General features: G+C 33.8%; 15 protein-coding genes. 8 read left to right on the top strand and 7 right to left on the bottom strand.

Annotated features, from left to right (window positions below; translation table 11 throughout):
• Positions 1 to 65: 65 nt before the first annotated feature.
• The 3 genes from BW983_RS04215 (at position 66) to BW983_RS04205 (ending at position 2,485) form a co-directional block, all read left to right on the top strand.
• Positions 66 to 956 carry a cyanophycinase gene (locus tag BW983_RS04215; protein WP_076550152.1) on the top strand — a complete coding sequence of 297 codons (891 nt, stop codon included), beginning with the start codon at positions 66 to 68 and terminating at the stop codon, positions 954 to 956.
• Positions 957 to 1,308: 352 nt separating this feature from the next.
• On the top strand, positions 1,309 to 2,151 hold the full coding sequence (locus BW983_RS04210; protein WP_076550150.1) for an isoaspartyl peptidase/L-asparaginase: 843 nt from the start codon (positions 1,309 to 1,311) through the stop codon (positions 2,149 to 2,151).
• Between the two features lie 97 nt (positions 2,152 to 2,248).
• Positions 2,249 to 2,485, top strand: a complete 237-nt coding sequence (locus BW983_RS04205) for a YtxH domain-containing protein (RefSeq protein WP_076550149.1) — start codon at positions 2,249 to 2,251, stop codon at positions 2,483 to 2,485.
• Between the two features lie 72 nt (positions 2,486 to 2,557).
• On the opposite strand, the gene BW983_RS04200 is transcribed toward BW983_RS04205, so the two are convergent.
• The 4 genes from BW983_RS04200 to BW983_RS04185 all read right to left on the bottom strand — a co-directional run bounded on the left by BW983_RS04200 (position 2,558) and on the right by BW983_RS04185 (position 5,962).
• Positions 2,558 to 3,109 (bottom strand): PH domain-containing protein, encoded by a 552-nt coding sequence (locus tag BW983_RS04200; protein WP_076550147.1) that lies wholly within the window; start codon positions 3,107 to 3,109, stop codon positions 2,558 to 2,560.
• Between the two features lie 98 nt (positions 3,110 to 3,207).
• Entirely contained in the window at positions 3,208 to 4,056 is an 849-nt protein-coding gene (locus tag BW983_RS24310) for a PH domain-containing protein (RefSeq protein WP_228408951.1), read from the bottom strand.
• An 11-nt stretch (positions 4,057 to 4,067) separates the two neighbouring features.
• A complete protein-coding gene (locus tag BW983_RS04190) occupies positions 4,068 to 4,955 on the bottom strand; it encodes a PH domain-containing protein (RefSeq protein ID WP_076550144.1) in 888 nt (295 codons plus the stop codon).
• A 143-nt stretch (positions 4,956 to 5,098) separates the two neighbouring features.
• On the bottom strand, positions 5,099 to 5,962 hold the full coding sequence (locus BW983_RS04185; protein ID WP_139329219.1) for a PH domain-containing protein: 864 nt from the start codon (positions 5,960 to 5,962) through the stop codon (positions 5,099 to 5,101).
• A 257-nt stretch (positions 5,963 to 6,219) separates the two neighbouring features.
• Here BW983_RS04185 and BW983_RS04180 point away from each other — a divergent pair, with 257 nt between their 5' ends.
• On the top strand, positions 6,220 to 7,185 hold the full coding sequence (locus tag BW983_RS04180) for a dimethylarginine dimethylaminohydrolase family protein (RefSeq protein WP_076550140.1): 966 nt from the start codon (positions 6,220 to 6,222) through the stop codon (positions 7,183 to 7,185).
• A gap of 106 nt (positions 7,186 to 7,291) precedes the next feature.
• Here the strand turns inward: BW983_RS04180 and hisS are convergent, their stop codons facing one another.
• The 3 genes from hisS to BW983_RS04165 all read right to left on the bottom strand — a co-directional run bounded on the left by hisS (position 7,292) and on the right by BW983_RS04165 (position 9,584).
• Positions 7,292 to 8,659, bottom strand: coding sequence for a histidine--tRNA ligase (gene hisS / locus BW983_RS04175; RefSeq protein ID WP_076550138.1), 1,368 nt, complete (start codon positions 8,657 to 8,659; stop codon positions 7,292 to 7,294).
• Between the two features lie 125 nt (positions 8,660 to 8,784).
• Positions 8,785 to 9,237: an HRDC domain-containing protein gene (locus tag BW983_RS04170; protein WP_228408950.1), complete on the bottom strand. Its 453-nt coding sequence runs from the start codon at positions 9,235 to 9,237 to the stop codon at positions 8,785 to 8,787.
• A 14-nt stretch (positions 9,238 to 9,251) separates the two neighbouring features.
• Positions 9,252 to 9,584, bottom strand: coding sequence for a single-stranded DNA-binding protein (locus BW983_RS04165; protein ID WP_076550136.1), 333 nt, complete (start codon positions 9,582 to 9,584; stop codon positions 9,252 to 9,254).
• 326 nt (positions 9,585 to 9,910) lie between these two features.
• Between BW983_RS04165 and BW983_RS04160 the strand changes: the two genes are divergently transcribed.
• From BW983_RS04160 to BW983_RS04145, 4 genes are all read left to right on the top strand, one after another.
• On the top strand, positions 9,911 to 10,291 hold the full coding sequence (locus BW983_RS04160; protein WP_076550134.1) for a helix-turn-helix domain-containing protein: 381 nt from the start codon (positions 9,911 to 9,913) through the stop codon (positions 10,289 to 10,291).
• A 367-nt stretch (positions 10,292 to 10,658) separates the two neighbouring features.
• Entirely contained in the window at positions 10,659 to 11,273 is a 615-nt protein-coding gene (locus tag BW983_RS04155) for an HPP family protein (protein ID WP_076550132.1), read from the top strand.
• Positions 11,273 to 11,617 (top strand): hypothetical protein, encoded by a 345-nt coding sequence (locus tag BW983_RS04150; protein WP_076550130.1) that lies wholly within the window; start codon positions 11,273 to 11,275, stop codon positions 11,615 to 11,617. Before BW983_RS04155 ends, BW983_RS04150 begins: the two co-directional genes overlap by 1 nt.
• Before the next feature lie 28 nt (positions 11,618 to 11,645).
• Positions 11,646 to 12,554, top strand: a complete 909-nt coding sequence (locus tag BW983_RS04145; RefSeq protein WP_076550128.1) for a TIGR01777 family oxidoreductase — start codon at positions 11,646 to 11,648, stop codon at positions 12,552 to 12,554.
• Positions 12,555 to 12,563 lie beyond the last annotated feature (9 nt).

The following is a 12,563-nucleotide window of genomic DNA, read 5'->3' as shown; positions in this document are numbered from 1 at the left end:
TTAAAAATCAACTAAAGATGGCATGAATTTCGCCAAATATGTTAATTATTTTTTAATTTTGTACCATGACGAAACCTGTAGGAAAATTAATAGTTATCGGAGGAGCTGTAAATAAAGGAAGCTTTGCGGAAACCGATTATGATCAGAATATTGAGAAAAACCTTAACTTTTTTGAGCGTGGGATTTTGCGAAAGATCATCAATGAATCAAAACACAAGGAAAATTCGGTAATTGAAATCGTAACTACCGCTTCTCAGATTCCTCAGATCGTAGGTACCGAATACAAAAAAGCTTTTGAATTCCTGGGAGCTAAAAACGTCAACATTCTTGATATTCATAACCGTGAGGAAGCCAATTCTGATGCAATGGTTGCAAGAGCCAATGCTGCAGATGTAATGATGTTCACAGGCGGAGATCAACTGAGATTGACTTCTATTCTTGGAGGCACTAGATTTCACGATACTATTTTATTAAAATACCAGGAACAGGACTTTATCTATTCCGGAACTTCTGCAGGTGCAGCGGCAGCCTCTGAAAATATGATCTATCAAGGAAGTAGCTCTGAAGCTTTATTAAAAGGTGAAATAAAAACTACACAAGGGTTAGGCTTAATAGATAATGTTATCATTGATACACACTTTGTACAAAGAGGAAGAATCGGGCGTCTGTTTCAGGCTGTAGTCAATAATCCGAGAACATTAGGAATTGGGCTGGGTGAAGATACGGGACTTTTCATTCATAACGATGTGATGACTGCTGTAGGTTCAGGACTTGTCATCCTTGTAGACGGAAGATTCATCAAGGATACCAATCTTACCAATATTAACCTTGGAGAACCTATTTCTATTGATAATTTAACAGTACATGTAATGTCTATGAATGATCATTATGATCTTACAACGAAAATACTAACGATTGAGAATTCACAGTTCAATCCAATTCCACAAGATAAATAGATAAACTCATACCACTATATAAACGGAACTTCGGTTTCGTTTTTTTTTGTTTTGAATTCACTCCTTTACTCAAAACAGATAATATAATAAGTTTTGGCTAAAGCCAATTGAATTTGAATATTTCATTTATTGAGTGGGCTAAAGCCCGTCCTTATTGATGTTGATATCCGGATGGATAATGATTATGGCTATAGTTGTTTAATGACAAGATCTTTTATCTTTTATCTTTTATCTTTTATCTTTTATCTTTTATCTTTTATCTTTTATCTTTTATCTTTTATCTTTTATCTTTTATCTTTTATCTTTTATTTATAAATTACCTTCGTAAAAATTATTCATCAACTCTTATTCTATGAAAATCATTATCCATGGAGGCTTCTTCTCAGAAAGCGACCAAAGCCACGAAATAAAAACAGCAAAACAAAACTCTTTAAGGGAAATTTCTGAAAAAACATTTCAGTATCTTCAAACGCATTCTGCCTTCGATACAGTTGCCTACGCCGTTTCTTTGTTGGAAGACGATCCTTTATATAATGCCGGAATCGGATCACAGATTCAAAGTGATGGAGTGATCCGCATGAGTGCAGCGATTATGAATGGTGAAACTCAAAAGCTGAGTGGAGTCATCAATATTCAGGAGGTAAAAAATCCTGTTTTCGTAGCAAAGAGTCTAATTGGTGAAGACGATAGAGTTTTAGGAGGAAACGGAGCAAAAAGATATGCCACAGAACATGGATTTGAAAATTTTTCTACAGAGATTCCACAAAGAAGAAAGGAATACGAAGCTAAGCTGAATAACGGTGGAAAAGGAACAGTAGGCTGTGTCGCTATTGATAAAGATGGAAAATTAGCGGTTGCTACATCTACTGGAGGTAAAGGTTTTGAAATTCCGGGAAGAATTTCAGATTCTGCCACTGTTGCCGGAAACTATGCCAATGATTTCTGCGCTGTAAGTTGTACTGGTGTAGGCGAAGATATTGTAAGTAATGCTACCGCCGCAAAAATAGTCACCAGAGTTACTGACGGAATGAGCTTGGAGGCGGCTTTCAATAAAACTTTTGCCGAACTTAAAACTATTGATGGATTTGCGGGCGCTATAGCTATTGACAAGAATGGGAAGGTATATCATAAGGATTCTTACCCTACTATGGTCTTCGCTAGTTTTGATGGAGAAATTTTTGAAACCTTTTCTTAATTTTAACATTTTTTTATAATTTTACACAATTTTTTGGCACGTATTTTACATGATTACTAATAACAAATTTTAATATTAATTCATAAAAATAGAAATCATGGGAAACAAAACAAAAGGCGTATTAGCGTTACTAGGTTTAGGTGCTTTAGCATATTGGAAATATAAAAATTCATCTCCTGAAGATCAACAAGCTGTAAAAGATAAGCTTAATACTGCAAAAGACAATCTTAACAAATGGGGAAATGATATTAAAAGTAAAGCCAACGATGTTGCTTCCCAGGTTCAGAATAAAGTAGATGAAGCAAAAGCAAAGGCTGAAGATTCATTAAGCTAATAAATAAGAGTAGTTTTTTTAACATTCATATATAGAAAAAGTCATCGAGTAGTTACGATGACTTTTTTGCTTTTACATTTTATCTGTATTTAATTTTTCTAACAGAACTTTCTTTTGTTCATTAAATTCCTGCTCACTTAAAATACCTTTCTCTTTTAATCTCCCAAGCTGTTCCAATTGATCGAAAACAGTAAGTTCTGGTTTATCGGGAAAATATTTATCAGGACGAGACATGAAATCTCTTACTTTTTCGCAAAAAAGCTCTGCTTCGTAATTACCTACTCCATCAATCTCTACAAGGTTATCAGACACTTGAATATCTATGGACGCAAGCATTATCCCTGTCTCATATTGTATTGAACTTATTTTATTATAAGAGAAGTCTTCAACTTTTAATCCGTACATAAATTCTTTATCAACAAAAATAAGCCTCCTGTCAGTAGCTACTAAAATAATATGATGGGTAGTCATTTTATTTCTACCTTCCACGAGATAAATAATTTTTTCTTCTGTTGAAAGGATATCAGGAAGTTCCCGAATCTCTTTTCCTGCAAAAAATGTTGGATTGATGTCTAACTTCTCGAGTTCATCTTTTATTTCGTCTAATCTGGATTTTTTACCCATAGCAATAGTTTTATGTTTCTAAATTACTATTTCCTGACAAGAAAATAATTAAATCAAAAAAATATTACAGCTCCAGAAACATTTTCACCGTTAAAAGTTTATTCAAGCAGTCCCAACAGCTTTCTTTTTTGCTCTGCAAATTCTGCATCTGTCAGAATTCCGTTTTCCCTTAGTTTTCCTAGCTTTTCAAGCTGTGCAAAGATTTCACCGGAAGGAATTGGACTTGTGGTAGCAACTTGCTTTGGTTGGGGTTTCTGTTGTATAGAAGGGCTATTATAAATTGGTCTTATAATATCATAGAATTTTTCAGCATCTTCTTTATCCATATAGCATTCAAATTCTACTACTCTTTCTTCTAGATGAAGCTTAATGATCGGTGATCTGGGATCTGTCACAAAGCTTACAGACTTAATGGTATCATTATGAAAATCATTAATTTTTGCAGATCCGAACATTGATTTTGATACGGAAAGCATTCGTTTGTCAGTCGCTATTAAAACTCCGGCATCTAAAGTGTTTTTAAACTGAGCGTCCGTAATACCAATCATCTTTTCATCTTCCGGAATAAGGTTTGGAAGTTCTTTAATTTCACCTCTTGTGAATGCAGAAAGGTTGGCATTCAGATTTTCCAGTTCATTTTTTATTTTTCTCTTTCTTCTTTTATATACTTCTTTGGACAAAGTTTCCGGTTCAGCATTCACAGCTATAGGAAGGTTTTCATCTTTTAAAATAACAGGCTGGTTCTGCTCTGTCTTTTTGTTCTCTACAATATTAACAATATCATCTATACTGAATTTACTAAGGTTATAAAGCACTTCCTGATTGATATAGCTTATTTTATCTAAACATTTATTGCATAAAATTCCGCCATCTGACAGTTTATTTTCTCCCAGAAGTGTGTCCATAGACGTTAATTCCGTTCTACATAATGAACAATTACTACTCATTTTTTTAATTTTTATAATTTCCCAAGCAACTTTTTCTTCTGCTCTTCAAATTCTTCGTTTGTTAAAATTCCTGTTTCTCTTAACTTTCCTAGCTTCTCAAGTTTTTCAAAGATAGCTATTGTTTCATCTTTTTTTGATGTTGCTTCAGCCGCCTGGCTATATTCTGGCTTTTCTTCTGATGACTTTTGAGGTCTGTTTATGTAACCTTGTATTGATTCATAAAAATTTTTTGCAGCATTTCTGTTGTATAATTTGAATTCTGCTTTTTTACCGTCTTTTATAAACAATTTCAATTCGGAAGAAATCAGTCCGTAACTATGTTGTGCAGATGCAATCTTATGATGTGGAAACTCATCCTCTGTTATACTTCCTAAAAGTTTTTTATCAATAAAAATAACCCTCCTTTCTGTTGAAACTAAAATTCCTTCGAGATTATTGTAGAGGTATTTTCCTTCGGCAATGGCAATAAGCTTTTCATTATTATCCAAAACATTTGCCAACTCGTTCACTTCGGTATTTGCAAAAATACTGAGTTGGGCATTTAAAGCTATAATCTGATCTTTAATTTCATCAAGCCTTGTAGGTTCTTCTTTTTTATTAACATTGAATTGAAAAGAATGTGAAAATGTTACCATCGTTCTAGAAATAGACTCTTTTATGACAGGTTGTATTTCGATCTCCTCCTCTTCTTCTTTCTCAACAATACTTTCTCCCAGTACGATATCTCTTACCTCAGCCAGACTGTAGTTGATGAGGTCATATACCAGATCTTTATTAATATTGGTTGCTTTATTCAGGCACTTATTACACAGAATACCACCATCTGACAGTTTATTTTCTCCCAAAACTTTATCCATGGACGTTAAAGGTATACCGCATAGAGCACAATTTGTGTTCATTTTAATTTTTATGTTTAAAAGTTTTTAAACGGAACATGAAAAATACGATCCTTTTTGTATCAATAAAAATCACAAGCAATGATACAATAGAAAATATTCAAAATCATTATTTATAATTTTCTGATCAACCGAACTTTATTTTTTTAAAGTCTTTCTAATAATTTTGCTTTCTGCGATGAGAATTCTTCTTCACTTAAAACACCCATTTGTCTTAATTTTCCAAGCTTTTCTAATTGTTCAAAAATAGCTTCTGCTGATTCTTTTGGACTGCTGGATGTATTTTGGGGTGTAGATGTCTGAGTATTCTGATAGAATGATTGTGGCTGTGCAGGTTGTTGATAGGTTGGTTTTGCAGGTTCATTGATCTGCCCGTTTACAATAGTACAGAAAGCTCTTCCATCACTTTTATTATGCAGTTTAAAATCTGCAGCAGCTCCTCTGGTATTAATCCTCAAAACGGAATACAAAAGATTCTCCGCCTGATCTACAGATATAATATTCTGATGTGTGAACTCATTCTTTACTACTCCGCCAAGGAATTTTTTATCCATGAAAACTACTCTTTTCTGTGTTGAAAAGAGAATTCCTTCTCTACTGCTACTCATATCGATACATTCTGCAATGGCGATCAGTCTTTCATCTTTATCAAGAACTTTATCCACTTCGTTGACTTCTTCATTAGCTAAAACACTCAGTCTTACATTCAGGGCAACTATCTGATCTTTGATTTCATCCAGCCTTGTAGGAGCATCATACTCGTAACTATTGGTGTTTCCGTACTGAAAACCGCCAGGATTCTGGCTTGCATCAATCTTACTTTTAAGAAGCATCCCATTGATTTCAGCAAAATAAAACTGATCAAGAGTATTGATAAGGTCTCTGTTTACAGTAATGGCTTTGTTAAAACATCCAGCGCATAAATAACCGCCATCAGCAAGTTTATTCTTTCCTACAAGCATATCTGTAGATGTAAGCGGTGTTCCGCACAATGCACAAATCATATTCATTTGGTCTTTATGTTTAAGTTTTTGTTGAATAGAATTATAAAGTTCTACTCGATTTTTATATCGATCCCAAATTACAAATTCTGACCCGATTTTTACCTTCAAAAATATTCAATTCTTATAGTTTGGAGAGTTTTTTTCTTTAACCTCTTAAAATTGATATAATTTCAGCTTATTTTTGCCTTAAGCTCGGCTTAAAAAGTTTTATCCTTTAACGGTTTGAAAGTTGCTCATATATAAACGTAAAAAAATTGAAGTTTATGATTTTTGTTGAAAATGAATTTGCACCCTTGAAAAAAGTTGTTCTTGCTCAATCGGAATTTGGTTATCCATTAGAGCCACGCCCTGAAGATCTTCGATTTCTAAGTAAAGATGCGGTAAAAGAAAACTTTGAAAACAAAGGAAAAGATTATTCTGAAGCATTTCCTGATCTTCAAAAGCAATGGGAACTTGAAAGAACAAATTTGAAAGAGACCCTTGAAAAATACGGTGTGCAGGTTCTTCGTCCGCGTAAGCTTACGGATGCTGAGAAAAAGGCAGTGGGAAATGCGGGTTATTCCAACTTTTTTGTGAGAGATCCATTTTTTACAGTAGGAAATCATGTCATAGAATCTTCACTGAGATTTTTACATCGGAGAAATGAGGTTTTCCCGGTGAGGGATTTATTTCTTGAGGAAGTATATCCGGAGGATTGTTATTATTTGGCAGTTCCTTCACCTGAAATTGCCGTGCCGGAAGATACTACTTTGGGAAAAGGACCTTTTCTGGAAGGTGGAGATGTATTGGTTTTCGGTAAACAGATCTTTGTTGGAAATTCTGGATTAGCATCTAACAGGCTTGGAATTCAATGGCTGGAAAAACTTTTAAAACCACAAGGATACACAGTAGAAGAAGTAAAGCTTCATCCGGATATTTTACATCTCGACTGCGCTCTGGGTCTTGTAAAAGAAGGATTAATGGTTGTTTGTGAAGAAGCGTTCTTAGATGGAATTCCGACAGCATTAAAAAACTGGGAAAGAATTGATGTTACCTTGCATGAAGCGATGAATTTAGCCACCAACGGACTTCCTGTTTCTCCTGAAGTTTATATTACAGATCCTGATTTCAAGTATATTGGGGACCAAATTGAACAATATGGTATTAAAGTAGAATATATAGATTTTTCAATAAGCAGAAGTTTCGGAGGTTCTTTCAGATGCAGTACACAACCGCTTCTAAGGCATTAATAAAAATTTTATAACTGGTTTAAACCTTTCTTTTGTTCTAAAAAAACAGCTCACAGTTTTCTTTTATCAAAAAACCTGAGCTGCTTTATATTGTATAGAATGGTTCTTATCCTAAAAACTTATTCAGAGAAACAGTTTTCTGTTCTCCAACTTCAAGATTTTTAAAGGTAACAGTTCCATTTTTAATTTCTTCTTCTCCTAAGAAAACAAGATTTTTAATACCTTTCTTTTCTGCGTATGTAAATTGTTTGTTGATTTTCGCATTCTCAGGGTACAATTCTGCTGAAATACCTTTTGTACGAAGTTGCATAATCAGTTTTAAAGCTTCTGTGATTCCTTCACCTCCAAAGTTGGCAAACAAATATTCAGTCTTTGAAGACGCTTCATCAGGGAAAAGATTAAGCTCTTCCATTACCAGATAAATTCTGTCTAATCCGAATGAAATACCAATTCCCGGAATATTTTTAACCCCGAAAACTTCTGTAAGGTTATCATATCTACCACCTCCACCGATGGATCCCATTGCTACCTCGTCAGCTTTCACCTCAAAGATTGCTCCGGTATAGTAATCAAGTCCTCTGGCTAGGGTAATATTGAATACAAGATTCTGCATATCAACTCCAAGATTCAGAGATTGAGTTAAAACAAACTCTAATTCTTCTACTCCCTGTAATCCGATTTCATTCCCTGCAAATTTTTCTTTTAGCTGAAGAAGGTTTTCTAACGCATCATCAGATTGACTAAATAAGAAATCCAATTTATCAATAGAATCCTGAGATATTTCTCTCTCTAATAATTCTTTAACAACTCCGTCTTTTCCGATTTTATCAAGTTTATCAAGAGCTACTGTAAAATCAATCAGTTTATCTGTAATTCCGGCATACTCGGCTAATCCTGAAAGGATTTTTCTGTTGTTCATGTGAATGGTTACAGGAACTTTAAGATCAGAGAATGATTTTAAATATAACTGAACCAAATCTACTTCCTGCAATAAACTTTCGCTACCTACAACGTCTGCGTCACATTGGTAAAATTCTCTGTATCTTCCTTTTTGAGGTCTGTCTGCTCTCCAAACCGGTTGGATCTGGGAACGCTTGAAAGGAAATGTAAGCTTTCCATGATTCATAGCTACAAATCTTGCAAAAGGTACTGTAAGGTCATAACGAAGGGCTTTATCTGTAATATTTTCCGAGCTGAAAGGCTTTTCTAATGCTCTTTGAAAATCTGTAAGCATCTGAGTTTTCTTTTCGTCCTTAGCTTCATTAATACTGGAATTCAGAATTTTAAAAATCAGACGATCTCCTTCTTCTCCATATTTCCCTGTTAAAGTAGAAAGGTTTTCAAAGCTAGGTGTTTCTAATGGCTGAAATCCGAATAATTCAAAATTATTCTGTAGAATATTGATGATATATTTTCTTCTGGAAACTTCCTGCGCCGTAAAATCTCTTGTTCCTTTTGCTAAACTTGGCTTCATTTCTTGTATGTCTTTTTAATCTACGCAAAAGTACGGAATTGCATGGACTTTACACAGCATAAAAAAGCTGAAGAAAGAATCTTCCCCCAGCTTTTACAATTATGTGGTCATTTCTTCTGAAAAAATCAGACACTTTCAAGGATCTCCAGTATTTCTTCACCATAATTTTCAATTTTATGCTTTCCGAAACCTTTGATCTCAAGTAATTCCTCCTTTTTAGCAGGTTTATACTTTGCCACAGACACTAGCTCTTTATTACTTGCGATAAAGTATGTAGGCAGATTTTGCTCTCTTGCTTTCTCTGATCGCCAGAGCTTTAATGCATTTAAAATCTGTTCTTCATCGTAACTTAAAGAATCGTTTTCTGCAGAGTATTTAATAGCTTTGGGTTCCTTAACTGTATTTTTCAGTAGTTTTTCTTCAAAATACAGAATAACAGACCAATAACATTCATCATTTACAAAAGCGGTCTCCACTTTTATAATTTCGTTTCCTTCAAGAAAGTCATCCAGCATTTTCTGATCTTTGTAGAGAAATTCTTCAGGAAGCCTGATTTTAAAAACTTTTACTTTCATCATTTATGTTTTTAGAATTATTTACCGCCTAATAATAAGATCTCATCAACGCGAATTTCTGTAACGTAACGCTTTACGCCATCTTTATCTTCATAAGATCTGTACGTAAGCTTTCCTTCAATGGCTATTTCTTTTCCTTTGGGAACATATTTTTCAAAGATCTCTGCTGTTTTCCCGAAGGCAATCAGATTGTGCCATTGTGTTTCTTCTACTTTTTCACCTTTAGCATTGGTGTAATGATCACTTGTAGCCAGAGATACGCTTGCTTTTACGTTTCCGTTATCAAAGTTTACCATTTCTACTTCTTTTCCTGTGTAACCAATTAGTGTTACTTTGTTTCTTAGTGACATAATGTTTAGATTTTTTAAATTAATATTCAGATAAGAGACGTTCACTGTTTTCTCAAATCTCTGTTGCAAAGTTTGGAATATCACCAAGTTACAGTCGGTTATAAACTATTTAAATTCATTTGTAGTCGCTTGTAATCGGGTAAGTGAAATTAAAATTGTTTCACAATCATTATTTTTTGTAGTAAAAAATCTTCATATTGTTTTAAAATAAAAGGGAATAAAAGGAACCTACGCAAGAATAATAGATTTTATTTTTGTTGATAAAAATTTTGAAAACCTCTATATTTTATACATTATTTTTTTGCAAATTTGTAAAAACGTCTAAAATGCAAAAAGAAAAACTACGTACAGTCAGAAAGAGAAAAGGTTTTACCCAACAGCAAGTTGCTGATGCTATTGCTACAGATGTTTCTAATTATAGCAGAAAAGAAAGCGGAACTGTAAAAATTATACAAGCTGAATGGGATAAACTTGCTAAATTTCTTGAAGTGCCTGTTGAGGAAATTTATGAAGAGGAGGAAGTTAAGATTAATATTGAAAATCCTGTATTTAATGATAGCCCAGGAGCGAATGTTGGAAACAGTGGTTTTTCAGCCAACAATATGGGATATATAAATAATGAATTAAGCATTGAAATCATTAAGAATTTACAAGAATATATCAGCCTGCTAAAAGAGGAAATCAGTAAACTGAAAAGTGAAAAATAAGATTATCCTTTTCAGGATAGATACTAAAAAATACCAATCAGGATAGAAGTTTTTTTATCCTGTTTTTTTTGCCACTAATGCACGATTTTTTTTATTCGTGAATTAGTGGCAATTTGTTCGAATTATTCTTGTCAAGGTTTGGAACCTTGACAAGAATAGCGTAAAATTCAGTATCTCCAATCACTCATTTTAATTCATATTCTGATATTCTGACAACTGTTTTTAACCGCAGGTTTACAGAAATAATCTACTTTTTACACAGACAGACTCTATTATAAATCCTATCCACTTACAAATGGATAATTATGTATCTTTGTTTTAGTAAAATCATTAGCCGATTTTGTAAACCTTTTATTCAAACAATTCAATGAAGAAGACAATAAAAAGGACATTCAGAGTGTCAAAATACGTGATCTATAAAGAAACGCTAGTTGATTATAAAGAGCATTTCTGGTCCTTTTTGGGTGCCTTTTTTGGAATAGGAATCATTGCATTTATCCAATCTCATTCTTTAACGGAAACTGAAAATATATTTTTGATAGGTTCTTTTGGAGCCTCTAGTGTCCTTATTTATGGTGCAATACAAAGCCCGTTGGCACAACCCAGAAATCTGATTGGCGGACATGTTCTTTCTGCTATTGTAGGAGTCACCGTTTATAAAATTGTTCCTGATATTATCTGGCTCTCGGCTCCTCTTGCCGTAGCTTTCTCCATCGTTTTGATGCAGTATACAAAAACCCTGCATCCACCGGGAGGAGCAACAGCTCTGATTGCAGTAAGTTCTACGGGAAAAATTCCTGATTTAGGATATTGGTATGTTATCTCTCCTGTTTTATCAGGGTGTATTATTTTGCTTCTTGTAGCTTTATTCTTTAATAATATAACACCTAACAGAAGCTACCCTTCTCACAGCAGATTTATAAGACTGTTAAGAAAAAAACATGCTCACGGACATGTACATCCAAACAAAATAAAAAAATAATGAACTGCCTGGAATGTGGCGAAAAAATTATTGGGAGGTCTGATAAAAAGTTCTGTAATGATGCCTGCCGAAACGCCTATAATAATAAACAGAACAAGGATTCTACGAATCTTATGCGGAACGTTAACAATAAGCTTCGCAAAAATTATCGTATTCTTCGGGAAATAAATATCGACGGTAAAACTAAAGTCTCCAAGGCTAAGCTGGATGGTTTAGGCTTTGATTTTGATTATTTTACTAATCTTAAAGTTTATAAGAACGGTTCTGAATACAAATTTATTTATGACTATGGCTATAAAGTCTTAAAGGAAGACTTTGTTTTGATCGTTAAAAATCAGGCATAATATACACTACATCACCAAATACATTATTATGAAAGAAGCGGTTTTGATTACAGGAGCCAATGGACTGGTTGCCAAAGAACTTGCAAAAAGAATCGGAAATGAATACGAAGTAAGGTTTCTGACGAGAAAAAAGCAACACTCCAATGAATATGAATGGAACCTGGCAAAAGGAACTATTGACGAATCTGCTTTAGATCATATTTCCCACATCATTCATCTTGCAGGTGCCAATATTTCAGAGAAACGATGGACTGCTGAAAGAAAAAAAGAATTGATTTCCAGCAGGGTTGATTCTGCGGGATTACTTTTAAAGACTTTAAAAGAGAAAAACATTCGGCTTAAATCTTTTATTTCGGCTTCAGGGATTAATTTTTATGGTACTATTACTACAGAAAAAATTTATACAGAACAAGACTTTCCTGGCAATGATTTTTTAAGTGAAGTCGTTGTTTTATGGGAAAAAGCTGCTGATGAATTTAAAGAACAGAATATTGCTGAAAGAGTTGTAAAAGTAAGAACAGCAGTGGTTCTTACTGAAAAAGATGGTGCATTAAAGAAGATGATTCCACCTATTCAGTATTACGTGGGTTCACCTTTAGGTACAGGGAAACAATATATGCCATGGATTCACATTGAAGATATTTGTGGTATCTATGAATTTGCTTTAAAAAATTCAACCGTGGAAGGTCCATATAATGCTGTTTCTCCTCAACATGCCACTAATGCTGATCTAACAAAGAAAATTGCGGAGGTATTACATAAACCTTTATTCATGCCGAATGTTCCTGGTTTTGTTTTAAAACTAATGTTTGGTGAATTGGCAACGGCAATATTGGAAGGTTCCCGAGCTTCTTCACAAAAAATACTGGCTACAGGTTTTCAATTCAAGTTTCCTGATCTAAGGGAAGCATTACAGGATTTATTACAATCAAAATAATTAAAAAAT

Source organism: Chryseobacterium ureilyticum, from assembly GCF_900156735.1.
Classification (GTDB): Bacteria; Bacteroidota; Bacteroidia; order Flavobacteriales; family Weeksellaceae; genus Chryseobacterium; species Chryseobacterium ureilyticum.
The sequence above is the reverse complement of the archived record's forward strand: the minus strand, read 5'-3'. Positions and strand labels throughout refer to the sequence as shown.

What these genes read in the sequence shown, in the direction of transcription:
- BW983_RS04215 (WP_076550152.1), top strand. Translation starts at nt 66, where the DNA reads ATGACGAAACCTGTAGGAAAATTAATAGTTATCGGAGGAGCTGTAAAT.
- BW983_RS04150 (WP_076550130.1), top strand. Translation starts at nt 11,273, where the DNA reads ATGAACTGCCTGGAATGTGGCGAAAAAATTATTGGGAGGTCTGATAAA.
- BW983_RS04155 (WP_076550132.1), top strand. Translation starts at nt 10,659, where the DNA reads ATGAAGAAGACAATAAAAAGGACATTCAGAGTGTCAAAATACGTGATC.
- BW983_RS04145 (WP_076550128.1), top strand. Translation starts at nt 11,646, where the DNA reads ATGAAAGAAGCGGTTTTGATTACAGGAGCCAATGGACTGGTTGCCAAA.
- BW983_RS04190 (WP_076550144.1), bottom strand. Translation starts at nt 4,955, where the DNA reads ATGAACACAAATTGTGCTCTATGCGGTATACCTTTAACGTCCATGGAT.
- BW983_RS24310 (WP_228408951.1), bottom strand. Translation starts at nt 4,056, where the DNA reads ATGAGTAGTAATTGTTCATTATGTAGAACGGAATTAACGTCTATGGAC.
- BW983_RS04210 (WP_076550150.1), top strand. Translation starts at nt 1,309, where the DNA reads ATGAAAATCATTATCCATGGAGGCTTCTTCTCAGAAAGCGACCAAAGC.
- BW983_RS04165 (WP_076550136.1), bottom strand. Translation starts at nt 9,584, where the DNA reads ATGTCACTAAGAAACAAAGTAACACTAATTGGTTACACAGGAAAAGAA.
- BW983_RS04205 (WP_076550149.1), top strand. Translation starts at nt 2,249, where the DNA reads ATGGGAAACAAAACAAAAGGCGTATTAGCGTTACTAGGTTTAGGTGCT.
- BW983_RS04160 (WP_076550134.1), top strand. Translation starts at nt 9,911, where the DNA reads ATGCAAAAAGAAAAACTACGTACAGTCAGAAAGAGAAAAGGTTTTACC.
- BW983_RS04200 (WP_076550147.1), bottom strand. Translation starts at nt 3,109, where the DNA reads ATGGGTAAAAAATCCAGATTAGACGAAATAAAAGATGAACTCGAGAAG.
- BW983_RS04180 (WP_076550140.1), top strand. Translation starts at nt 6,220, where the DNA reads ATGATTTTTGTTGAAAATGAATTTGCACCCTTGAAAAAAGTTGTTCTT.
- BW983_RS04185 (WP_139329219.1), bottom strand. Translation starts at nt 5,962, where the DNA reads ATGAATATGATTTGTGCATTGTGCGGAACACCGCTTACATCTACAGAT.
- hisS (WP_076550138.1), bottom strand. Translation starts at nt 8,659, where the DNA reads ATGAAGCCAAGTTTAGCAAAAGGAACAAGAGATTTTACGGCGCAGGAA.
- BW983_RS04170 (WP_228408950.1), bottom strand. Translation starts at nt 9,237, where the DNA reads ATGATGAAAGTAAAAGTTTTTAAAATCAGGCTTCCTGAAGAATTTCTC.